Origin of the sequence: Streptomyces sp. NBC_00582, assembly GCF_036345155.1 — a bacterium.
GTDB lineage: Bacteria > Actinomycetota > Actinomycetes > Streptomycetales > Streptomycetaceae > Streptomyces.
In genome coordinates this window covers 332,797-353,399 of record NZ_CP107773.1, presented here as the reverse complement: position 1 = coordinate 353,399, position 20,603 = coordinate 332,797, and the positions used below count along the sequence as shown (strand labels likewise).

General features: G+C 70.5%; 21 protein-coding genes. 17 read left to right on the top strand and 4 right to left on the bottom strand.

All coding sequences use genetic code 11. The features are described from left to right. Positions 1-682 precede the first annotated feature (682 nt). The gene (locus tag OG852_RS50790) at positions 683-1,303 is read right to left on the bottom strand and encodes a hypothetical protein (protein WP_330351645.1); all 621 of its coding nucleotides are present in this window, start codon (positions 1,301-1,303) and stop codon (positions 683-685) included. A 43-nt stretch (positions 1,304-1,346) separates the two neighbouring features. Further along, positions 1,347-6,068 carry a type II toxin-antitoxin system prevent-host-death family antitoxin gene (locus OG852_RS50785; RefSeq protein WP_330351930.1) on the bottom strand — a complete coding sequence of 1,574 codons (4,722 nt, stop codon included), beginning with the start codon at positions 6,066-6,068 and terminating at the stop codon, positions 1,347-1,349. A 369-nt stretch (positions 6,069-6,437) separates the two neighbouring features. On the opposite strand from OG852_RS50785, the gene OG852_RS50780 reads away from it, so the two are divergent. Continuing rightward, positions 6,438-6,674, top strand: a complete 237-nt coding sequence (locus tag OG852_RS50780; protein WP_330351648.1) for a hypothetical protein — start codon at positions 6,438-6,440, stop codon at positions 6,672-6,674. Between the two features lie 234 nt (positions 6,675-6,908). Here the strand turns inward: OG852_RS50780 and OG852_RS50775 are convergent, their stop codons facing one another. Further along, entirely contained in the window at positions 6,909-7,292 is a 384-nt protein-coding gene (locus OG852_RS50775; protein WP_330351649.1) for a hypothetical protein, read from the bottom strand. Positions 7,293-8,767: 1,475 nt separating this feature from the next. On the opposite strand from OG852_RS50775, the gene OG852_RS50770 reads away from it, so the two are divergent. The 11 genes from OG852_RS50770 to OG852_RS50720 all read left to right on the top strand — a co-directional run bounded on the left by OG852_RS50770 (position 8,768) and on the right by OG852_RS50720 (position 15,298). Then, complete coding sequence (locus OG852_RS50770; RefSeq protein ID WP_330351929.1) at positions 8,768-9,169, top strand: hypothetical protein; 402 nt, start codon at positions 8,768-8,770, stop codon at positions 9,167-9,169. 409 nt (positions 9,170-9,578) lie between these two features. Then, positions 9,579-10,355, top strand: a complete 777-nt coding sequence (locus OG852_RS50765) for an RNA ligase family protein (RefSeq protein WP_330351928.1) — start codon at positions 9,579-9,581, stop codon at positions 10,353-10,355. A gap of 119 nt (positions 10,356-10,474) precedes the next feature. After that, a complete protein-coding gene (locus OG852_RS50760) occupies positions 10,475-10,834 on the top strand; it encodes a hypothetical protein (RefSeq protein ID WP_330351927.1) in 360 nt (119 codons plus the stop codon). Positions 10,835-10,899: 65 nt separating this feature from the next. Next, entirely contained in the window at positions 10,900-11,310 is a 411-nt protein-coding gene (locus OG852_RS50755) for a hypothetical protein (protein WP_330351926.1), read from the top strand. Between the two features lie 385 nt (positions 11,311-11,695). Continuing rightward, positions 11,696-12,118 (top strand): hypothetical protein, encoded by a 423-nt coding sequence (locus tag OG852_RS50750; RefSeq protein ID WP_330351925.1) that lies wholly within the window; start codon positions 11,696-11,698, stop codon positions 12,116-12,118. A gap of 75 nt (positions 12,119-12,193) precedes the next feature. Beyond that, positions 12,194-12,523 carry a hypothetical protein gene (locus OG852_RS50745; protein WP_330351924.1) on the top strand — a complete coding sequence of 110 codons (330 nt, stop codon included), beginning with the start codon at positions 12,194-12,196 and terminating at the stop codon, positions 12,521-12,523. 97 nt (positions 12,524-12,620) lie between these two features. Then, positions 12,621-13,262 (top strand): hypothetical protein, encoded by a 642-nt coding sequence (locus OG852_RS50740; protein ID WP_330351923.1) that lies wholly within the window; start codon positions 12,621-12,623, stop codon positions 13,260-13,262. A gap of 47 nt (positions 13,263-13,309) precedes the next feature. Then, positions 13,310-13,945 (top strand): hypothetical protein, encoded by a 636-nt coding sequence (locus tag OG852_RS50735; RefSeq protein ID WP_330351922.1) that lies wholly within the window; start codon positions 13,310-13,312, stop codon positions 13,943-13,945. A gap of 80 nt (positions 13,946-14,025) precedes the next feature. Further along, positions 14,026-14,382: a hypothetical protein gene (locus OG852_RS50730; protein ID WP_330351921.1), complete on the top strand. Its 357-nt coding sequence runs from the start codon at positions 14,026-14,028 to the stop codon at positions 14,380-14,382. 67 nt (positions 14,383-14,449) lie between these two features. Then, positions 14,450-14,629: a hypothetical protein gene (locus OG852_RS50725; RefSeq protein ID WP_330351920.1), complete on the top strand. Its 180-nt coding sequence runs from the start codon at positions 14,450-14,452 to the stop codon at positions 14,627-14,629. Between the two features lie 249 nt (positions 14,630-14,878). Continuing rightward, on the top strand, positions 14,879-15,298 hold the full coding sequence (locus OG852_RS50720) for a hypothetical protein (RefSeq protein ID WP_330351919.1): 420 nt from the start codon (positions 14,879-14,881) through the stop codon (positions 15,296-15,298). Between the two features lie 274 nt (positions 15,299-15,572). On the opposite strand, the gene OG852_RS50715 is transcribed toward OG852_RS50720, so the two are convergent. Continuing rightward, a complete protein-coding gene (locus tag OG852_RS50715; protein ID WP_330351939.1) occupies positions 15,573-17,243 on the bottom strand; it encodes a DnaB-like helicase C-terminal domain-containing protein in 1,671 nt (556 codons plus the stop codon). Positions 17,244-17,785: 542 nt separating this feature from the next. Between OG852_RS50715 and OG852_RS50710 the strand changes: the two genes are divergently transcribed. The 5 genes from OG852_RS50710 to OG852_RS50690 all read left to right on the top strand — a co-directional run bounded on the left by OG852_RS50710 (position 17,786) and on the right by OG852_RS50690 (position 20,536). Continuing rightward, entirely contained in the window at positions 17,786-18,001 is a 216-nt protein-coding gene (locus tag OG852_RS50710; protein ID WP_330351918.1) for a hypothetical protein, read from the top strand. Positions 18,002-18,108: 107 nt separating this feature from the next. Then, positions 18,109-18,543 carry a hypothetical protein gene (locus OG852_RS50705; RefSeq protein ID WP_330351917.1) on the top strand — a complete coding sequence of 145 codons (435 nt, stop codon included), beginning with the start codon at positions 18,109-18,111 and terminating at the stop codon, positions 18,541-18,543. Then, on the top strand, positions 18,540-19,235 hold the full coding sequence (locus tag OG852_RS50700) for a hypothetical protein (protein ID WP_330351916.1): 696 nt from the start codon (positions 18,540-18,542) through the stop codon (positions 19,233-19,235). The genes OG852_RS50705 and OG852_RS50700 overlap by 4 nt, the downstream gene beginning before the upstream one ends. Positions 19,236-19,493: 258 nt before the next feature. After that, a complete protein-coding gene (locus tag OG852_RS50695; protein ID WP_330351915.1) occupies positions 19,494-20,024 on the top strand; it encodes a hypothetical protein in 531 nt (176 codons plus the stop codon). A 203-nt stretch (positions 20,025-20,227) separates the two neighbouring features. After that, entirely contained in the window at positions 20,228-20,536 is a 309-nt protein-coding gene (locus tag OG852_RS50690; RefSeq protein ID WP_330351914.1) for a hypothetical protein, read from the top strand. Positions 20,537-20,603 lie beyond the last annotated feature (67 nt).

Below are 20,603 nucleotides of genomic sequence, written 5' to 3'. Positions count from 1 at the left end.
GAGACATGACGCGCCGTCACTACGCGACGGAAAGTTGTAACGTCGCTCCGCGACTCAAGAGCGCTGGCTAGGTGGAGGGGTGGCGCTCCGGGGGATGCCGTTACATCTTTTGGGAGAGCTGAGCGGCGTGCGCGGTGCCGGCCCGCGTACTGCGGAGCTCGCCCTACCGGCCATCCCTGGGGGCCCAGTAGTGGCCTGTGTAGACGTGAGCCGGGTAGCCCTTGCTGGTGCGCTCCACGTGGCTCGTGTAGGTGTCGGATCCGCACTTGCACATCGTGTCGGGCTCCCGGTGTCGGCGTCTTGTGTACCTAATTATGTCACGTGGTTGTGTACCGCGCAAGTTCTGTAACGGTGACTCATCGTTACAGCCCCTCTCTCCTAGAGGTCTAGACCTCTAGACAATTCTAGCAATTGGAGCAGCGGGCTAGCGGGGCGATACGCGTTGATTATGTACCTGAGTTTGGGAAAGGCGTTACGTTATCACCGCTGTTGCCGGGGTGAATATGTATGTACCGGCCTTCTCTGCTGTCTGAATTCTCATCCTGGAGCGTGGCGAATTGCTAGGTCTGTCTTTCGTGCTTTCCGGTGGTGAGGTCTTTCTACAGCGCAAGGCAGAGGGTGAGGAGGGCGCCGGGGGTGGGAATTTGCGGGCCGGCCGGTTGGAGGCGGCCGGCCCGGCCGGTCAGGCGCCGAGGCCGATGTGGGCGACGTAGGTGTAGGCGCCCCAGTCGGAGTCGAGCTCGCCGATGATGTCGTCCCAGATCTCTTCGAGCCCGGCGATGTCGCCGGCGACGAAGGCGTCGACCGCGTCGTCCCAGATGTAACGGACTTGGAAGCGGCGTACGCGCAGGTTGCTGCGGCGCCGCGGTGCCTCGACGACGTCCTGGTTGATGGGGTGGATCTCCACTTCGGTGCCGTGGCCGCCGCGGTTGAGGTGCTGTTTCAGGGCGCCGGGGTTGTTGAGGATGTTGTTGGCGCGCAGGTTCCAGTAGGCGGTGTCGATCGCTTCCTGGTTCTCGGGGCGGGGGTGTTGGGTGCCTCTGGTCCAGGCGCGGATGGTGGGGCGGGTGGCGGTGATGCCGGCTTCGGCCATGGCCTGGGCGCCGCCGCCGGTGGTGGTGAGGTAGTTCATGCGGGCCATGAGGCCGCGGCGGGTGCTGGCGGGGGACCTGATGCCGCCGTGGATGATCATGCGTTCCAGGGCGTCTTCGAGGGCGCGGCCGAGGGCGTATTTGCCGTGGATGTTTCCGGGGTCGCGGTTGGCCCCGTATGTTCCGAAGTTTTTCCATCCGTCGGTGGACATCAGGCGGTGGTCTTCCTCGGCAGGGTGTACTGGTTCTTGAGTTTCATTTCGGCGGGGCTGCGGCCTTCGGTGAATACGTTACGCCAGTCTCCGCCGGTGACGTGGAGTTCGTCCGTGCCGCGGACGCGGACGACGGTGAGGCCCTTTTGTGGGCGCGGTGGGCTTTGTACCAGAGGTTGGCGAATGCCTGGGAGCGGATGATGTGCATCCACTCGGGTCGGCGGATTTCGAGGTTGGCGTTGGATTCGCCGAGGGTGGAGGTGAATTTGGAGTACATGGCTTTGATGTATTCGACGGCCACGGTTCCGTCGGCGTATCCGGCGGCTTCGCGTTCCAGGGAGGTGTGGCGGGCTTCGGTGAGGACGCGGCGGAATTTCTCCAGCAGGCCTTCGCTGGCGCCGCTGGTCCAGCTCTCGGCGATCACCGGCTGGTCGCACAGGTCGTAGCGGGCGCAGCGGATGAGGAGGCGGATGGTGGCGTCGGTGAGGACGACGGGGCCCATCTCGCGGCGGTTGCCGATGGGGTCGGGGAGGTGGGGGTGGTGCCAGGTGGGGCGCTGGGTGAGGAGGTGGACGCCGGAGAGTTTGGGGTCGAAGCCGCCGTGGGGGTTGTGCCTGAGGGCGCCGATGGGCAGGTGGGTCTTGAAGGCGGCCATGAAGGAGGCGTTGGTGTCGAGGGCGTCGACGGTGACGGGGTCTAGGGCGCCGGTGTTGAGTTGGTCGGTGAGGTGGGTGTTGGTCCAGTTGTGGCGTCCTTCCCAGATTTCGTCTGAGCCGTCCTTGGTCTTTTTGCGGAGGATTTCGAGGAGTTCTGGATAGACGGTGTGGTCGTAATTCGAGCCGACGCGGGTTTCTTTGAATAGGGCCATGGCGTCGGGCACGGCCTTTTTCACCAGGGCGGCGGTGGCGGCTTCGACGTCGCCGCCGTGCTCTTGGAGGGCCTGGTCGACCGCGCGGGTGATCTGGCCGGTGTAGTGGGAGTAGTCGCGGCCGGCGTAGGTGCCGCTGCTGGCGGTGGTGCGCGGCGGCTGGGTGTGGTGCGTCGCGGGGTCGCTGGTGGTGGTCGCGGGGGCTGGAGTGGGCTGTGGTGCGGGTGTGTGCGGAGTGCTGGTCGGCTCGCTGGTTGCGAGGGGTGTGGAGCGGCCGGGGACGGCTACGGGCGGCCAGGCGGAGGCTCCGGGCGCGGCGGGGGCCTGGGGGGTGGGGTCGGTGGCGGTGTGCTCGGGTGGTTCGGGGTCGTGGGCGTAGGGGTCGAAGTCGGTGGGGTCGGTGAGGCGGGCGTGGGCGCGGTCGGCGTAGAGGGTGAGGGTGGTCTGGAGGCCGAGGTCGCGTTCGGTGATGGCGAGTTGGACGCGGTGGTGGGGGTGGTCGGGGTCGGGGGTGAGGTGCAGGACGGTGTCGAGGCCGAGGGTGTTGATCAGGTCGGGGTGGTCGGTGTCGAGGGCGGCGAGGACCGGGAGGTGGTGGGTGCGGGCGAGGTGGGCGAGGGTCTGGGCGGCGTCGCGGAGGCGGGGGCCGGACAGGGGCAGGTGGGGGTCGTCGGCGGCCTGGAGGCGGTCGACGACGAGGAGGGCGGTGCCGGTGAGGTCGGTGAGGGTCTCGGCGATGGCGGCGGGGGTGAGGTCGGTGCCGTCGTCGATGTAGAGGGGGGCGGCTGCCAGGTCGTGGTGGAGGGCGGCGACGTCGGCCTGTTCGGTGTCGGTGAGCTGGCCGGCGCGCAGGCGGCGGTAGTCGACGGGGAGGTGGGCGGCGACGATGCGGGCGGCGATGTCGGCGCGGGTGAGGCCGGAGGCGGCGTAGAGGACGGGCTGGTGGTGGTCGAGGGCGGTGGTGCGGGCTGCGGTGGTGGTGAGGAGGCTGCCGCCGGTGCCGGGGGTGGCGGCGACGAGGTAGAAGCGGCCGGGCTGGAGGCCGCCGAGGGCGTGGTCGAGGCTGGGGATGCCGGTGGGCAGGCCGCGCGGGGATGGGACGGTGTCGGTGGGGTCGGTGTCTGGGGTGGTGGGGGCCAGGACGGTGTCGAAGGCCTCGCCGAGGGGGGCGAGGCGGCGTGAGGGGCGTGGTGCGGCCGGGACGTCGGTGTGGGCGGGGGCGGTGTCGGTGGGGGGTACGTGGTGCAGGGCGGCGGCCGCGGGGGTGTCATCGGTGGTGTCGGGCGCGGTCTTCGGGTCGGCGGCCGGGGTGACGGGGGCCGGGTGGGGGCGCTGTTCGGCCGGGGTCGGGTCGTTCGGTGCGGCCGACGCCGGGGCGGTGTCGGCCGCGGTCGTACGGGTGGGCTGGGGCGACGGTGCTGGTTCGGCGCCGGTCGGGGCGGGACCGGCGGGCTCCGCGAGGGGGGTGGGCCCGGTGGGTGGGACGGCAGCGGTGGCCGGGGGCGCCGCGTTGGCGGGGGTGGGGGTGGTCGGCGGGTGGGGGGTGCCGGTGGGGGTGGCCGGGAGCAGCACGGCGACGGGGGTGGTGTGGCGGCGCAGGACCTGGGGGTGGCCCTGGGCGGCTTCGTGGATGAGGTCGCCGAGTTTCTTGCGGGCGTCGGCGATCCCGTGGGCGGGAGCGTGCTCGAGGTCCCAGCCCAGGGTGGTGGCGGCGTGGGGGGTGGTCAGAAGGGCGTGGTCGGTGTCCTCGCGGGTGAGGGGGGTGGGGGTGCCGTCGGCGGCGGCGCGGATCAGGTCGGGCAGCGCGGCGCGGGCCTGGTGGAGCGTGGCGGGGGTCTTGCCCGGGACTGCCTTGGTCTTGCCGGGCGGCGGGGCCGGTTGGGATGTGGTGGTTGCAGGCTGGTCGGAGTCGGCGGCGGGCGCCGGCGCGGCGGGCGCCGTCGGCTTCGCGGCGCCGGGGGTGGGCGGTCCGGCGGCCTGGCCCGGGGCGGAGAGTGTGGTCGGGGCGGGGCGCGCGGTGGCAGGTTCCGGGTTGGCGTCGGGGCCGGCTGCGGACGGTGAGGCAGTCGCCCCGGGGTCGGGAGCGAGCGGCGCCGGGGCGGGGGCGTTCGGGCCGTCAGCCGGGGTGGAGGTGGGGGTGGGGGTGGGGGTGGGGGTGGGGGTGGGGGTGGGGGTGGGGGTGGGGGTTTCTTCGCCGGCCGGGTCCAGGTGGTGGTGCAGGAGCACGCACGAGCTCAGGCTCGCCAGGGCGGGACGTTGAAGGACGTCGTCGAGGCGGTCGTCGCCGCCCAGGACCAGCGGGAAGTTGTCGGCCGACCACAGGTCGTACAGCATGCGCAGGGCGGCGGTGGGCAGTTCGTGGGCCTTTGGCACGATGACCAGCCGGGAGGCGCGGCGCAGTTCGGCGGCGATCAGGTCCTCGGTGGCCCGCAGCGTGCCGGGCTGTGGCATGCGCTGGTCCAGATCGAGCTGTACGAACAGGTCGCGGACCAGTGAGGAACGGTCCTTGCCGCCCGTGTGCACGGCTGGAAGGTTCGGGGGGCTGGGAGTGCGGGTGAGGGCGGTGTGCACGGTGGTGGCGTCGGGGCCGGTGACGGTCAGGATGGCGCGGGCCTGGGCGATCTCCCGTACGTGATCGGCCAGTTCTTCGCCGTGGGCGGTGCCGGCAGGGTCCAGGGTGGTCCGCGGGTCGTCGGCGGCCGCGGGGTCGGCGGGTGCCGGGCCGGCGGGCGGGGAGGTGTCGGCCGGTGCCGGGGTGGTGGCGGGCTCGGCGGGTGCCGGCTGTGACGGTGAGGGGAGGGGGTCCTGCTGCTCGGCCGGAGTTGTACCGCTCGGCGCGGGGGTGCCCGGGGAAGTCGGCGCTACGTGGTGCCGGAGGGTCACGCGGGAGTTCAGGCTCGCCATGTCCGAACGCGACAGGAGAGTGGCGAGGTTGGTGTCGCCGATCAGGACCAGCGCGAAGTTCTCGCGCGCCCACAGGCTGTAGAGCAGTTGGAGGGCGGAGGAGCGCAGGCCGGGGGCGGCGGTGGCGATGATGAGGCGGGGGGCTCGCTTGAGTTCGGCGACGATCAGGTCCTCGGCGTCTTTCAGGGCGTGGGGCCGTCGCTGTCGGCGGCCGAGGCCCAGCTGCGTGTAGAGGGCGCGGGCCAGGGAGGCGCGGTCTGCGCCGGCCACGGACACAGCCGGCTGGCCTGCGGGCAGGTGCTGGGCGAGGGCGGTGTGGGCGGTGTCCGGGTGGGGGGTGGTGAGGACCAGGACGGTGCGGTGTTCGGTGATCTCGTGCAGGGCGCCGGCCAGTTCGTCGGCGGCCAGTTCGTCGGCGGCCGGAAGGGGGTGGGGTGCCTCCTCGACGGCGCCGCCCTCGGGCCCGGCGGCCGAGACCGTGTCGGGAGCGGCAGCGGGATCGGGAAGGAAGCCGTCGGCGGACTCCGGCGCGGCGGTGGGCTCGGCCGGGACGGCTGCGGGAGCAGCCGGGGTGGAGGCGGGGGCCGGGGCTGTGGGGGGCTGCTCGGCCGGGGCCTTCCCGCTCGCTCCGGCCCGCGCGGCCAGGGCGGGGCGCAGGTAGTCGACGACGACCTGCTGCAGCAGCGCGTAGGCCCGCCCGGCGCGGTCGCTGGTGGGACCGCCGAACGCGGCACGGGGGGCAATGAGCAGCACGTGCCAGTGAGCGCCGGTCGTACGCATCTTCGCGGCGGCACTCAGCGCCAGGCGCAGCGGGCGGCCGGACTTCTCCGCCAGCCCCCCGCGCGCCGGGTTCACCAGACCATGAGCGGGCACGGACAGGTTCTGACGCAGCGCGAGCGGCACACTCCCCCACACCGGGTCGTCGGCGGGCGGCAGCAGCAGGCCCGTAGCTGCCCCGGTCTTGGCGGCGGAGACGGAACGCGAGGAGGACACGGGCAACTCCAGCAGAAGCAGAACGGGGGCGGAGCGGGCCGCCGCGTCGCGGGCGGGCGGGCGGGCGGCCAGGGCCGGCGGAGGACAGGCGCGCAGCGGTCGGCCACACGCCGCACAGGGGTGTAACGCCTTGAGGGTGAGTCTAGCGCTCCGGTACATAACCGGGGACGGTTTGTGTAACGCGTGGGGGTGGGTGAGGTGGGCGGTGTGGTGACGCGACCGCGGTAGGCCGACGGCCGGACGCAGGGCGGGGGGTGAGGCGGAGGGGAAGCCGTGGCTCGTGCCGGGGGCCGGGCGGGCCGGGGCCGTGGACGCCGCCCGCGCACGGATCCTGGCCGGACCCCAGCCCCCGCCCCGGGCGGGATACCCGTGCAGATCGCCGAACGGGCCGAGACCCGGCGCACGCAGGACACGGACGTGCGCCACTGGATCAAGGACGAGGACGATCTCGACTGGTACCAGCGGCATCAACGCGACGAGGAAGAGCCCGAGGAGCGGCGGACAGCCGTCTGGGTCGACGACTCATCGACGACGAGCACGAGGAATCGCACCAGGTGCGACCCCCGTCCGGGACGGGGCGGGACCTGCGCGCCGAACTCGCCGTGATCGCCGCGCGGGCCGGCCCGGCAGGCGAGAGCGGAACACGGCGCTGACGAGTTCGCCGGGCTGTCTCCCGGCGGGGCATCGACGCGGGGTGGAGCAGCTCGCTGGGCTCGTAACCCAGAGGGGTTCCGGAGCCCGCACCGCTGTCGCCGCGACATGCCGTGATCACGCGCGAGCCGGAACTCGTTCGACAGCGGCCCCGGCGCCGCGCAGGGAGTTCACCAACGGACCAGCAGGTCAGGCGCCAGGCTCCCCCTGGTCCTCGTCAAGGACGAGTACCGCGTGTTCCTGATGGAGGTAGCCGCGCGGATCGGCGTCCCATCGCCCATCGGCGGCCGCAACGGGGCCGCGGCCGGTGCCGTGCCCGCGGTCCCACTCCAGCAGGCCGAGGGCGGCCAGATCGGCGTCGACCTCCCCGGCCGCGGCGAAACCGGTCTCCCGCTGGAGGGGATCGGCCCGGTCGGCGAGAGCGGCGCGGCGCAGCAGATAGCGGCGCTGCGACGGCCCGTCGACCGCACCGTCGCGTAGCGCCTGCCTGGTCAGGTCGTTGCCCAGCTGTTCGACGGCGTAGGTCTCGTGCAGCAGGGCACGCCACGCGTCACTGTCGGCCTGACGGGTCATCGGATCCTTCCAACACGAGGGCAGGGCGAAGCCGGTACCCATGATGGCGACTGCATCCGCGGGGCGGGTACGGGTTCTGTTTGTCGCCGTCCCTCCGCCTGCTGTGCCACGCGCCAGCGCGCGGCACCAGGTGTTCAGCGTTTTCCTCGTCCAGCGCCCGGGCGAGGGCGGGAACGGACGACACGCGGCACGGCAGAGGGCCAGTGACCTCGGTACCGACCGCAGGGCGCAGCCACGGCACCGACCGGGACGGCCGGCGGGGAGCCGCACGGCGACGGGCGAGAACCCGACGGGCTGAGAACTCGACGGACCCGGCGGGGCCGGACAACGGACCGGCGGACAGCGGACGGCGCGGCGCGCCGGACGGCGGCCGGGGCGGCGGCGGACGGGCGGGGACGGCCGTGGGCCGCAGGCGGCGGGAAACGGGAGGCTTCCGCGGATACCGCGGCGGGCGGGAGCCGGACCGCGGCGGGCGGGAGCCCGGCTGCACAGAGACCCGGGGGCGCGGGCGACGCGGGCCCGGCAGGGACGGGAACGGCAGGCGGCGACGCCACGAGGACGGCCGGGACGGGCACTGTTCGGCGTTGTTCACTGAACAACGCCGAACAGTGCCGAACAACCCACCCCCCGGCAGCGGGCGCACGCGACCGGCGGGCGCAGGGCCGGGACAACGGGGTCGCGGCGGACGCGCACGCGGCGCGGGACGGCGGGCGGGAGCCCGGCGACACGGCCGGGAGCGAGGAACGGGCAACGCGCGCGGGACGGCGGGCGGCACGGCACGGGACGCCCGACACAACCGCGGCCGGACACGGCCGGGGACGGGCGGCGCGGGCCAGCCGTGCGGCGCGGGGCGTACAGCAGCGCTGCCCTGACACGGCGCCACGGGACCATGGCGGGCCGGATACCCGGCGACGCGTCCCCACCGGCGCAGCGACCGCGGCAGCATGGGGACAACGCCCGGGACGGGCCGCGGCGCAGGGCGCGGGGACAGGCGGGCCGGGGACCGGGGACGGGCAGCCGACAGCGGCACGAGCACGCCGGACTGCGGGCGCGGCCCGACGGTCGCAGGGCGCGAGCCCGGGGCGGGCCGCGCTGAGGCACGCGGCGCCGGGCCGGAGGAACAGCGCACGCCAGGCCAGGCGAACGGCGCGCGCGGCGCGGGCAGGACTGTTCACCGATGTTCGCCGAACAGCCCCGAACAACCGCGTACCAGTACACAAAGCCGCAGGCCACCGGCACAGCACGGGACGCCGAGGCAGCGGGACGGCGCGGGCGGACAGTTGGGAACGGGCACGCGCGAGAGCGCATATTCCTTAATTGGATTTATTCAGGTAGAGTCAGAGGCGGCGTGGGCGAGACGCCGGCTGCCTGGTGGCGACCCTCTCGCGACTGCATGCGAACAGCGGGCGCGGCGGGTCGGGATCCAGAGCACGACCCGAAGTCAAGCCACTTCATCTCAACGCGAGGAAGTTCTAATGAAGTTCAAGGCCAACGTCAGCCTTACTGCCCGCGAGGTTGAAGATCTACATTCTCTCCTGATCGCACATGCCGAGGAGTTCGCAGGCCTCTCTGGGCTTGTCACGAAAATCAACGGGTTGGCGACGAAGGTCACGGTTCTCAAGGCCAAAGCTGCCCGAGCGTACACAGATCTTGAGGCTCATGAGGTCCAAGAGGGTTTCATGATCAGCTTTGCTCCTCCTGGTGTCGATGAGGATGACGAAGAACATCGCATTGAAGGCGAGGTTGTCTCATTCCACCCGTCACAGGACGGATACAAGGCTCCCTGCTTCATCAGCGTCCGCAACGAGCGCGGATTCACCTTCCATCATGAGGTTCATCCGCTGAGCGACGTTCGCCGCTACGACGTAGCGGGGTAACGCCCCACCACCCACGGGTGCGGCAGCGCGGGACGGCGCGATCCCCAGGGCAAGCGCGATGTTCCAGGCCACACCGCGCGTTCATCGTGTTCGGTCTGATCTGCGATCCCAGCGGCGCCGTGCGCGCGGCATCCGCACCCCCCAGCAAGGAAGCCTATGCCGTGCATGGGCAGGCGATCAGTGCAGACGACTTCGGTTGGTGGACCGTCACGTTCACCGCCGATCCGGCTATACCGCCGGTGGTGGCCGGCACCCGTCTCCCGCCCCTTGCGCGCCGGGAGACGCGGGAACCTCGCCAGGGGTGACCATCATGGGTATTGCTTAATTGGATTTATTTAAGTAGAGTTAGAGCTGTTGGAGCGCGGGAGCGCCTCAACCCCCTTCCCAACCACGCACGCCTGGAGCGCTCATGCCCGCTGTCGCGGACCTCGATCTTGCAGCCCTGAACTCGGCGACCAAGTACCCCTCGATCCTCACCTACCACGAGCTTGACCAGCGCAACAACGGCGGGCTGACCGAGAAGGTCACTGAGTTCAGCGGTGACGTCGTGCTGACCGAGAAAGTGGACGGCACGAACGCCCGGATCATCACCCTCCCCGGGGGCGACTACTTCCTCGGCAGCCGCGAGACGCTCTTCTATGCGCGGGGTGACAGGGTCTGGAACGAGAAGCTCGGCATCGTTGAGGCTCTGCGGCCGCTGGCCGAACGGATCACCTCGCCCGAACTGGGAATTCGCGTGTACTACCTGGAGGTCTACGGCGGCAACAAGATCAGCCGCGCAAGCGCCCAGTACACCGGTGCGCAGACCCTGGGTCACCGCCTCTTCGACGTCGCCGCGATCGACCCCGCCTATCTGGGGCTGCCCCTTGCCGATATCGCGCTCTGGCGGGACAAGGGCGGGCAGCACTTCCACACCGAGCAGGAGCTCACCGAGATCGCCGTCGATGAGGGCATCGACATGGTGCCGCGCCTGGCCACGCTCAAGGGGAGTGAGCTGCCCACCGGCATCGAGGCGATGCACGCTTTCCTCGCGCATCACCTCTCCACCACGCTCGTGGCCCTGGACGCGGGTGCGGGCGGTCGTCCCGAGGGCATCGTTCTGCGCAGCATGGATCGGTCCGTGATCGCCAAGGCCCGGTACCAGAACTACGACCGCACTCTTCAGCTCCGCGCCAAGCGGCGTTGACCCCCCGGTAGCGGAACACCTTCGCAATAGCGTCCCCGGCGGCAGGCCGATCGCCCCAGGCGAGACACCGGCCAGCCGCCGGGGACAACGCCCGGCTCCTTTCACCGAGAGAGATCATCATGGACAGCAAGGCCAAGCTCAGCCACGTGAGTTGGACCCACACCCTCGGACTGTTGCGGGGCGCTGCCGAGGGCAACGATTCGAAGTACAACCACACCCTCGGCGGCTACAGGCTGCACGTCCGACCGCTGGTAGGTGCAGGTCTGGTGGCCTGGCTAGCCGATGGCGAGGAGTCGGAGAACGACAGCTTCGTACGGGCCACCGAAGCGGGACAGGATTTCTACCGGGAGTACCTGACCGGGCTGCCCTCGCAGACGGTATGCAGGTCCAACTACTGGCCCACCATGCCGGAGATGGATCGCGCCATCGCTGCGCTCGCCACCGAGTGTGAGAGCCGGATCCAGGCCGGTGACGTGTGATGCCGGGCGGATCCGGCGGTTCGCGCAGGGTGTTGGTAGTGGGTGGCGGGGAAGGGATGCCATCCGTGGAGGCGGTGCCTATCGGGCTTCCTCTGGCCGACGGCCTTACCCCCGTGGTCGCCCTGGTGCCCGTGCCCGGAGCCGCCCCTGGCGAGTTGGACGCCTTTGCGACGCGCCATCGCTTCGTACCGCGCGGGATGACGGCCAGGGCGCAGGACTCGCGGGCCCGGTGGACGGTGGAGTGCGACGGGCGGGTGGTGTTCTCCTTTCACGCTGAGGAGGGCAGCGCGCGGTTCGAGATCCCCGACAGCGTGAGCATCCGGGCCTGGGTGGCGTTCGCGCTGGCGGCGGGCGGCACGGTGGGCGTGCTGGCGCTGCCGGACATGCCGTCGAGTACAGCGGCGGACATCGGCCGCCGATTCGGGCCGAACGGTGGTCCCTACTGGCTCCTGAGCGCCGGCTACATCACGCCCTAATGCCCTGCGGTTGCTGGGGCGAGCAGTCCCGGCGGGTTCGTTCCCCCACGGTGTGCAGGCGGGCTCTGTGCCGGCGGGCTCATCGCGCCGTGGATCTCCAGGGTTCATGGCGGATCGACGCAGTCCTGGCTTGCTTTGTCCGACTGTGGGCGCGCTAGTTCGGCAGCCTCTGTGGGAAGTCTGGGCCGGCACGGGCGAGTCCTGCGGGGGCGCCTTCGGATGCGGCTCGGTTCCGCGAATCTTCGCGCCTTAACCCCTCTCATTGTTAGTTGCTTAATTGGATTTATCGATGTAGAGTTGGGCTTGTTGGGGCGGCCAGTCCGCCCAACTCCCCGGCGGGGCGCGCCCCGGCAGCCTCCCGACCGCCCATAGGAAGGACTCCCCCATGAGCAGCACCCGCACGAGCGACGCTACCCGTGCCGAGCGTGACCGCCGGATGCACGCGGGGAGGCTCGCGACCGCTGCACATGCGGGTAGGTCCAACGCGCAGCGGCGGGGCACCACCTCGTTGGAGCGTCTGCGGGAGCCGGAGCTGACAGCCGAGAACGTCCGCATGGACGGATTCTTCGAGACCATCACGCGCGCCCAGTACGAGACCGGGTTGTGGCAGGACCTCCTCGACGCCCTCCAGTCGAGCCGCGATGCCGTGGCCACCTGGCACGAGCAGATGGCGAAGGCGGAGCTGGCAGCGGAGCGCCCGGGGGGCGGCATGGGAAACCCCGTTGCCGACGCCCGCCGTCATCTGTGGCTCGACGCCAACCGCGACTTCGCCCGGGCCGCCGCCGACTCCTTCCGCCGGGTCAGCTGACCCCCGCCGACGGGGTTCAGTCGCACGGCTGGACCCTGGCTCGCCCCGCACCGACCCGAGAAGAGGACCGAGATCATGGGCCGAGAGTTCATCACCACATACCAAGACGGAACGGACGTGGAACAGGCGTTCCGCACAGCTCGCGAAGAGGCAGAAGAGGAGTTCGGGAGTCCCTCGAACAGGGGGTATACCGGCACCATCGCCGAGAAAGACGAGTACAAGGTCGTCACTGACACCAGCATGTCGCAGGACCGGGCCGAGACGTACGCCTACCAACAGATGGAAGACGGCCTCTACCCGGAGTCATCGGATCCGGCGGGAGCCATCCCGGTGCACAAGACGCCCTCGACAGGCGGAGCGCCGCAGCACTGCGGATGGCTGTTCTTCGGATGGGCACGCTGCTAGGCCCGGCGCAGCAGGGCGGGCGCTCCGGTGAGGGCCCGCCCTGGGCCCCGAGCCCGTCACCACATGAACACCACGACACCGTAAGAAGACTCCGGCCATGCACACTCTGACCCTTCCCGACGGCTCCGGCGTACTCTCCCTCCCCGACCGGCCGACCGACGACGACTTCCTGCCCCTCCCCCATGGGCTCACCCTGAACGACGCCGTGGCCGTCCGCGCCCACGAGGTACGCGCCGGTGACCTACTGGTCGCCGAGTTCTCCGACGGAACCGGCATCCGCCCGACCGAGCACGTCCCCGCCCCGTACCCCGCCCATCCGCACGCGGTCCGCGACTGCCCGTGTAAGGGGTGCGAGGAGTGCGAGGACCTCGACGCCTGGACGCTCGCCGAGCCCGGCCGCGTCGCCGACGTCGCCTTGCGCTTCATTTGCCTTGCCCCCGCTGAGGACGGCGAGCCGTGCACCCTCGTGTTGCGCAACCGGCCCGTGGCCGTCATCCGCGCCGCCGTCGTGGCGCGCGCTGAAGCCGCCGCCGAGAAGGCGCCGGAGTCCGAGTCCGTCTACTCCGTCACGTGGCACAACGACTTCGAGGCGTCCAGCCCGCAGGAGGCGGCGCGGCTCGCGTACGAACAGCTGCGGAGCTACGCCACGGACGCGTGGCCGCCCGTGCTGGAGGTCGAGGACGAGCAGGGTGAGCGCGTCACCATCGACCTGAACGCCGGGAACGAGGTGGGCGGGTGACCCACGAACCTCCGTCCGCTCCCCTTGAAGCACCTCGAAAGGCCCTCATGCCCAGCATCACCGCAGCGCCCGTCTCGGCCTCGGCCGACGCCGTCCCGGACAGTCCCCACCAGGACCGAGCGCGGTTCGAGGCCACCGCGTGGATTCCCGACGGGCGGCCGGGCTTCCAGCAGCTCGGCACCGTCTACACGACACCCGTGCGGCGCGCCCTTGCGGCCGAGGCTGAGCAGTGCGCACGCGCCGTCGACGAGTGGTTCAGCAGTCCGCGCCCCACCGCAGGCGCGCTGCTGCTGGGCGCGCTCGCCGAGTACGGCATCCGTGCCGACTCCGACGACGTCGGCATGAGCTACGCCGTCGCCTTCGACCCCGAGACTCCGTCGTGGAACGTTCGCTCCGGCTTCCACCTGTCGGTGGGTGACCGGGATCCCTCCGTGGACCATGTGCCTGCCTCGCACACGGGATGGACCGTGTTCGTGCACGACGACCAGGGCGAACCGATTGGCGATCCGCTGTACATCGCAGGCGGCGGGGGGCTCGTGGACTGCGCCGGTGACTCGGCCGCCGTCGCGGCGGTGATCGCCGACTTCGTCAGCGCTCCCGTCTCGCGACACTGCGACTGCTACTCGCAGGAGCGCTACGGGCGGCGCCATGACCGTGAGTGCAACCGGTACCGGCGCGCGTGACCGCGTTCGCCGCCGACTAGCGTCCGCGGCGGCCTACAGCCCGGCGGGCGCAGCCATTCCCCACTTATCGACAGGACACCATGAACGACTTCCGCCCCACCGACGCCGCCCTGGCCGGCCTGCGCCTGGACCCTCACGCCCGTCATGTGCCCGCGTGGATGTACGTACAGCGGGTAGGCGACGGAACAGTCTCCTTCGTCGGCTCCAGCCGAGTCAGCACCCCCGCCCACCCGCTCCACTACGGCAGTACCCGCACCCACCAGTTTGTCGTGGGCGAGCTGGTCGTCCGGCCTCACTTCGTCGTCGGCACCGACGCCCTGCGCGGGCAGGGCCTGGGCGGCATCGCGGCACAGGGCAGCCACGACCTCGTCCGCTACCTCAGGTGCGGCGGCGGCATCCTCGACCCTTACGGTAAATTGCATAATTGGATTTACTGATGTAGAGTTAGGTCCTACCGGTCGGCCACTCCGGGCCCGGCCCTCACTCACATCTCGGGAGCCCCTTATGAACATGCAGCAGCGCATCCGACAGCTCGCATCGACGCTGGCGCGCCGCCCCTCCCGGAAGATCGACGCCGAGCACGAGGGCCCGAACTACGTAGACGTCGAGACCAACTCCTGCCCCACCCATAGTCCCACCGGTCCCCGCTACTACCTCGGACAGGACGGAGTGATCGAACGCTGACTGGCAGCAGGCGCAAGAGCCTGGGAGAGGTGTCCAGGATCCGGTGTCCATTCCCCGTTTTGCGAACTCCGGGCCGCCGCACTGGCGACCAGTTGCCCCGGGACCGCTTATGGCCACGGCACGCGCCGCCCCAGCCTGCCTCCAGGCGGGCACAGCAGCCGTCCGGCTAGGCCCGCTGGCGGCTACCCCTCGCGCCGGGCACTGCCCGCACACACTCGGTACGCGCCGCAGCACATCCAAGGAACAGACATGCCGCTCGACCTGACCTCACCCGGCAACTACAACCGCGATCCCCACTACCGCCGATACCTCCTGCCGGACGGGACGATTCGCGTCGTGTGCGTGCAGGACTTTGACTATCGCGACTACGACATCTCCCGGTTTGTCGACGAGGCCACGTTCCCCACCAGCGCGGAAGCCGAGACGGCGCCGATCTCCACCTGGCAGCTGGTCCATGCCGTGGAGTGCGGCGAGGACGCGGAGACGCGGGCGCAGGCCGCGCGGAATCTCGAAGCGGTCCGCTGCCACATCACCACGCCCGGACACCGCCCGCAGTGCCGCCCGCACGACTGCCGATGCGGCTGCCCGCGAACCCAGAACTGCCAGGACTGCCACCGATGCGTGTGCTGGCGCTCCACGTGCTGCGCCGAACAGCGACGGGACTACTGACCGCCGGAGGAAGTTGAAGCGGGGCGGGAGGCATAGCCTCCCGCCCCGCCTTCTCGTTCGGGCTCGGCCGGCGAACCTGCATCTCGCGAGCGCGGGACTGCTCAGGCGCCGAGGCCGATGTAGGCAACGTGCGTGCATGGTCCCCAGTCGCTGTCAGGTCGGCGATGACGGCGTCCCAGATGCAGCGGACGTTGGGCAGGAAGTGGCCTGCTCTCCCATGAGGTTCCGACGACGTGCGGTCTGCTCCACGAAGTCCTGGTTGATGGGGTGGATCTCAATGGACGTGCTGCGGCCCCGCCTGTTCAGGATCCGATTGGCGGGCCATGAGCTCGGGCTCCCCCTCCTCGACCGTTACGTCGCCTGCCGGCGCATTCTGAGAGGCGGCCACGCTGCTGGGTCCACTCGTTTCGGTGGCCTGCGGCGCCTGGACCAGGTTCGAGGTGCCGACGGAGTCGGGCGTATCGGTGAAGCGGGCACGCGGCAGATCCGCGCGGAGGACGGCGCTCGCCAGCGTCCCGAAGTCCCGCTCTGAGTAATCGACTTCGGCCCGATCGTCCCGCCGCCGCACGGTCAGGGTGACGTCAGCGTCCAAGGCCGCCACAAGCTCCGCCTCGTCGGTGTCCACTGCGGCCACGACCGGCACCTTCAGCAGTCGCGCAACGTGAGTCAGGGCCTGCACCGCTGCGGGCAGGGCCCGGCCGGACAGCGGTACGGCCGGATCGTGAGCCCGCTGCAACCGGTCTACGACGACCAGCGCCAACCCTTCGATGTCCCGCGCCACCTCGGCGATGTCCGACGCCGTCAGCCCGGCCCCGTCGTCGATGTGCCACACCGAACCCGCCAGACCCGACAGCTGCGCGCCTACAGTGGCCGCCCTTTCCTGCTCCTCGTCGGTGAGCTGGCCTGTGCGCAGAGCGCGGTAGTTCACCGCGGCCTGCGCTGCGATGACCCGCATCGCCACGTCCGTCCGCGTCAACCCGGATGCCGCGTACAGCACCGGCAGCCGTCGGCGCAGCGCCGTGTCCGAAGCTACCGCCGCCACCAGCAGTGACGGGCCCGCGCCGGGGGCGCCCGCCACCAGAGTCAGCTTCCCCGGCAGCAGGCCGCCCACGACCTCATCCAGCGCACGCAGCCCGAACCGCGCCGCCTCCGTCGGCGGGCCGTCCGAGCCCTGGAGCGCCAGCACGTCCCGGAGCACATCTCCCAACACCGACACGGACCGGCGGCTCGCCTCGGCCAAACCCACCCCGCGTACGGACTCCGCCGACTCCCCCGCAGGCTCGGGATCCACGGTGGCCAGCTCACCGGGCGCGGCAGCGTCGTGGGCCTCATCCGGTGCAGCGACCGAAGCGACTCGCAACTCGACGTCTCCCGCCGCCGGGCCCTGCACCCCACCGGGGACGGGCCGCGCCCGCGCGGGCTGTGCCACGCTGGGTCGGCCCGCCGGGCCGACCGTGGCCAGGGCCGCCTGACCCGCGTCCATCAGCACCGCGACCGGAGCCCCCTCGCGCACTACGACGACGCCGTGCGCATCATCCTGCGCCGTCGCCTTGCCGGTCACCTCCTCGACCAGGGCGTCGAGTTCGCTGAGCACCGCTGCTTCGTCCCGGACCGGCCATGTCTCGGGCAGGCCTGCGTGCTCGGCGTTCAGCGCCACCACCGGGACCAACGCTGCGCGGGGCGACGTCGACGCCTCCGACCGGTACACCTCCACCCACACTTCGCCAGCTGCCATCTCGCCCAGCAGCGTCGCCCAGCCCCGGGCCACTTCGCGCGCCGACAGCGTCAGATGACGCCACCCGGTCACCGGCACCTTCACCGGCCCGCCGTCGTCCGGGAGCAGGGCGGCGTTCACTAGGACCGCGGCCGGCGTCGTGCGGTCCAGCAGCACCTGCGGTGTCGCCGGCACGCCCTGCTCCGGATCTCCCGCGGCCGCCGCGACCACCAAGTCCCCCAGCTTGGGCCGTGCTGCCGTCTGGGCCCACGACGGCCACCCACGCAGCCGAGACCGTGCGCTCTCGTCCAGGCACCCCAAGGGGACCAGGGCCGCCCGCGCCTCCTTCTTCCCCCTCCCCTTCGTCACGACCGTCACCACACCCGGCTCACCGCCCTGAGGCCGGGCCTGAGTCACAAGCTCGAAGAGCCGCCCCCGCGCCACCGACACCTGCAACACCTCAGGGGCACCGTCCAGGCCAGCGCCCACCCACACCGACCTCCGGTCGGCCGACGCAGCATCAGAGAGAACAGAACGATCAGACATGGAGGACTCCAGAAGACGAGGCACCGACGCTCGGCGCACGCCGCCACGACACATCAACCCGTAACAAGAAGACAGGGCATACCAGTAACACTAGCCCCTCACCAGATGCGGCGCGCTCCCAGACTCGTAACAATCGCTCGAAAGTGGCGGCTTGAGATACGCGCGAGACCTGTAACACCCGCGCTCGCATATTGCTTAATTGGAAATACGGCTGTAGGGTTTTCCGTATGGACCACACCACATCTGTTCGCCGCTCGGTCGCCGCCGCCCTCACTAGCCACGGCCCCGACATCGCCGGGGCGATGGGACTCGCCGTCATCGCAAGGATCGTGCTCCCCTTCGACGGGCCCGTCGCCCAATTCATCATCGGATTCGTCGCTGCATTCATCGGCGGCAGGCTCGGGCAGCGCGTGGCCGCCCGTCTGTCCGGCAGCAACAGCTGACCGACCACACGACCGGCGGCAGGCCCCCGACGCCCCGCCACCTGATCGCCTCACCGGGGCGCGCACGGACCGCCGTTGCGCCCCGGCCTGAAGGGAGATACAAGACCATGCAGATCAAGATGCCGTGCGGACTGGGGATCGGCCCCGGGGGACAGTGCAGTACCGGAATGTGCTTCAACGCGGCCACTCGCGTCCTGGAACACCACACCGACAGGGGTGTCTGGCGCTCGGGCGCGTACTGCCTTCCCTGCCTGGGCAAGCAGGTCCGGCCGGCTGCGGAAGTCGCAGCGGCTGACGCCCGGGACATCATCTACGGGAACACAGGCGGGACGAACGGACTTCCGGACGACCAGTGGAAGATCCGCGAGTTCGCCGCGGCCGAACTCGCCGAGCTGGAGGCGATCCGCAGTGGCAGGCTCCTCAGCCTGTACGTGAGCCCCGGCAACTTCGTGTGGGCGTCCGAGGCGGAGGTACAAGCAGACCGCGACCGGCGCAGCGCCGAGGAACGCGCCGCGCGCCACAGGGGGCCGCGCACCCGATGATCACCGAGAGACTGCCCTTGCGGGACACCAACGGACACACCATCCCCCGATACGACGAGGCGGAGGTACACCGCTTCGACGACATGGAACCCTGGGTCTCCGCCCCCATGGCCACCTGCACCGTCTGCGACCGACACCCGCGATTCCAGGTCGCGGGAAACGTCGTAGAGGTGCTGGACCCCTGCCCCTACCCGAACGGCATCACCACCAAGATCACCCTCAGCGTCCCGTCCGGAAAGCTCATCGTCACCGACACTCTGCGCCCCGTCTACTGGTGGGACAGCCGCGCAGTCGCCGCCGACTACAACTCGACCCTCGGGCAGGCCCAGGCCGTGGAGGCCATGGCCGCACTCGGCTGCGCCTTCGGTCCGATCCTCCACGGCGCAGGCCTGTATCGCACGGGGCCGGACAGATACATCATCGCCAATCCGGACCTCGACGAGGACGACAACCCGTCGCTGCCCGAGGACACATGCCTGGCGGACATCACCGCCGATCTGTGGGCCTACTCCATCGCGGACTTCGAGCACTGGAAGGCCCGAGGTGGCGACCCCGCCAACCTTGATGACAACGACACCATCGTGGACGTGACGCCGGGTGAGTACGAGTTCACCCACCACTCCGGGGAACGCTCCTTCGACGGCGACGCCTCCGGAACGGTGGTCTTCGCCCACGTCGAACGGATCGCCTAAGACCCTCCCCAACAGGGGGCGGCGAAATCGCCTCCCCCGCTCTAGCTCCTGCGCGCCGCATGCGCACGGGGAGCAGTAGACCGATACCAGCCCGGTACCCCCTGCGCCCCCGCAGGGCCCGGCGAACGCGGCGGCGTCCCTGCTGGCGATCGTGAGATTAATTGCTTAATTGGTTTTGTTGCGGTACGCTTTAGGCAGTAGCGCAGAGAGCTCCCCGACCCAGCTGGACATCCACTGTTCCGCCACAGGAGGCACGCCATGATCGACACCAATCCGGCAGATCCGCACACGCAGCGCCGCGAGCGCATCGAGGCCGTTTGCAAGCAGCTGATCAACGCCGAAGGGGCGGCCCACGGCATGACGCACGACGAGTTCCTCAACGGCTACGGGCTCCTCCCCGACCTGTATCTCCGTGGGATCGTCGCCGGTCTCGGCGAGGGTGCGCACTACGTGAGCATCCACCTCAATCACGAGCAGGACCGTCTGTTGGCGACGATGAACCTCGTCGACGGGCATATCGGGGGCGAGCGGGACCACGTTCTCTACATGACGATCGCTTCCCGTGCGGCCGGGGCAACGACTGTGGTCACCGCGCGGACGGAGCAGCCCAACGGACTGGACCTGTTCCAGGCATGGAAGTTGGAGGACGGTTACCCCTTGCCGCTCCTCGCGCCTTCCGCCGCCGAGTTCGCGCGGAAGGTCCGTCGAGAGGAGCGCTTCGTGTTCGCGGATGCCTTCGACCCCGAGGTCTTCCTTCACCGGGCACTCGGCAGGAAGCCCGGCTTCTAGCCCCGCCAGCGTGTACCGGGCGCGGAGGAATCGCCTCCCCTGTTACAGGAGGCCTGCGCGCCACGTCCGCACGGGGAGCGGTCCGGCCGTTGCCAGCCCGGTGCCCCCTGCGCTCGCGCAGGTCCTGGAGAACACTGTCGGACGGCACCGAAGAGTTCAGTCCGCTCGCCGTGACGTACAGGCGGACAGGAGAGGAACACCTTGTGAGCTACACACACGGCCCGCTGCCGCAATGGGAAATTGTCGGTGGCTACGGCAGCGGTACCTACGAGGCCGAGGACCGGCACGGCATCGTTTGGCGGCTGTGGCTGGTCGAACAGCCCGCCGACGGTGATCCCCTACCTCCTGGCTACCGGCTGGCGCCCCGCGACCACCTGACCAACTTCTCGTTCATCACCCGGGAGTATGGCCTGTACCACGCACTAGACACGGCAGGAATGCAGATCGCGGCTGACGCCGCCCGAGACGACCCGGAAGGCGCCGTGCGTCAGCTTGGGCTCGATGGCGGGTGACGCGCTGGCCGTTGCCTGACCTGCATGCTGAAGTCTTCGGTGCGGTCCTCCAAACACAGCGGCGTAC

What these genes read in the sequence shown, in the direction of transcription:
- OG852_RS50745 (WP_330351924.1), top strand. Translation starts at nt 12,194, where the DNA reads ATGGGCCGAGAGTTCATCACCACATACCAAGACGGAACGGACGTGGAA.
- OG852_RS50775 (WP_330351649.1), bottom strand. Translation starts at nt 7,292, where the DNA reads ATGACCCGTCAGGCCGACAGTGACGCGTGGCGTGCCCTGCTGCACGAG.
- OG852_RS50765 (WP_330351928.1), top strand. Translation starts at nt 9,579, where the DNA reads ATGCCCGCTGTCGCGGACCTCGATCTTGCAGCCCTGAACTCGGCGACC.
- OG852_RS50710 (WP_330351918.1), top strand. Translation starts at nt 17,786, where the DNA reads ATGGACCACACCACATCTGTTCGCCGCTCGGTCGCCGCCGCCCTCACT.
- OG852_RS50735 (WP_330351922.1), top strand. Translation starts at nt 13,310, where the DNA reads ATGCCCAGCATCACCGCAGCGCCCGTCTCGGCCTCGGCCGACGCCGTC.
- OG852_RS50720 (WP_330351919.1), top strand. Translation starts at nt 14,879, where the DNA reads ATGCCGCTCGACCTGACCTCACCCGGCAACTACAACCGCGATCCCCAC.
- OG852_RS50705 (WP_330351917.1), top strand. Translation starts at nt 18,109, where the DNA reads ATGCAGATCAAGATGCCGTGCGGACTGGGGATCGGCCCCGGGGGACAG.
- OG852_RS50750 (WP_330351925.1), top strand. Translation starts at nt 11,696, where the DNA reads ATGAGCAGCACCCGCACGAGCGACGCTACCCGTGCCGAGCGTGACCGC.
- OG852_RS50695 (WP_330351915.1), top strand. Translation starts at nt 19,494, where the DNA reads ATGATCGACACCAATCCGGCAGATCCGCACACGCAGCGCCGCGAGCGC.
- OG852_RS50740 (WP_330351923.1), top strand. Translation starts at nt 12,621, where the DNA reads ATGCACACTCTGACCCTTCCCGACGGCTCCGGCGTACTCTCCCTCCCC.
- OG852_RS50760 (WP_330351927.1), top strand. Translation starts at nt 10,475, where the DNA reads ATGGACAGCAAGGCCAAGCTCAGCCACGTGAGTTGGACCCACACCCTC.
- OG852_RS50770 (WP_330351929.1), top strand. Translation starts at nt 8,768, where the DNA reads ATGAAGTTCAAGGCCAACGTCAGCCTTACTGCCCGCGAGGTTGAAGAT.
- OG852_RS50700 (WP_330351916.1), top strand. Translation starts at nt 18,540, where the DNA reads ATGATCACCGAGAGACTGCCCTTGCGGGACACCAACGGACACACCATC.
- OG852_RS50725 (WP_330351920.1), top strand. Translation starts at nt 14,450, where the DNA reads ATGAACATGCAGCAGCGCATCCGACAGCTCGCATCGACGCTGGCGCGC.
- OG852_RS50790 (WP_330351645.1), bottom strand. Translation starts at nt 1,303, where the DNA reads ATGTCCACCGACGGATGGAAAAACTTCGGAACATACGGGGCCAACCGC.
- OG852_RS50730 (WP_330351921.1), top strand. Translation starts at nt 14,026, where the DNA reads ATGAACGACTTCCGCCCCACCGACGCCGCCCTGGCCGGCCTGCGCCTG.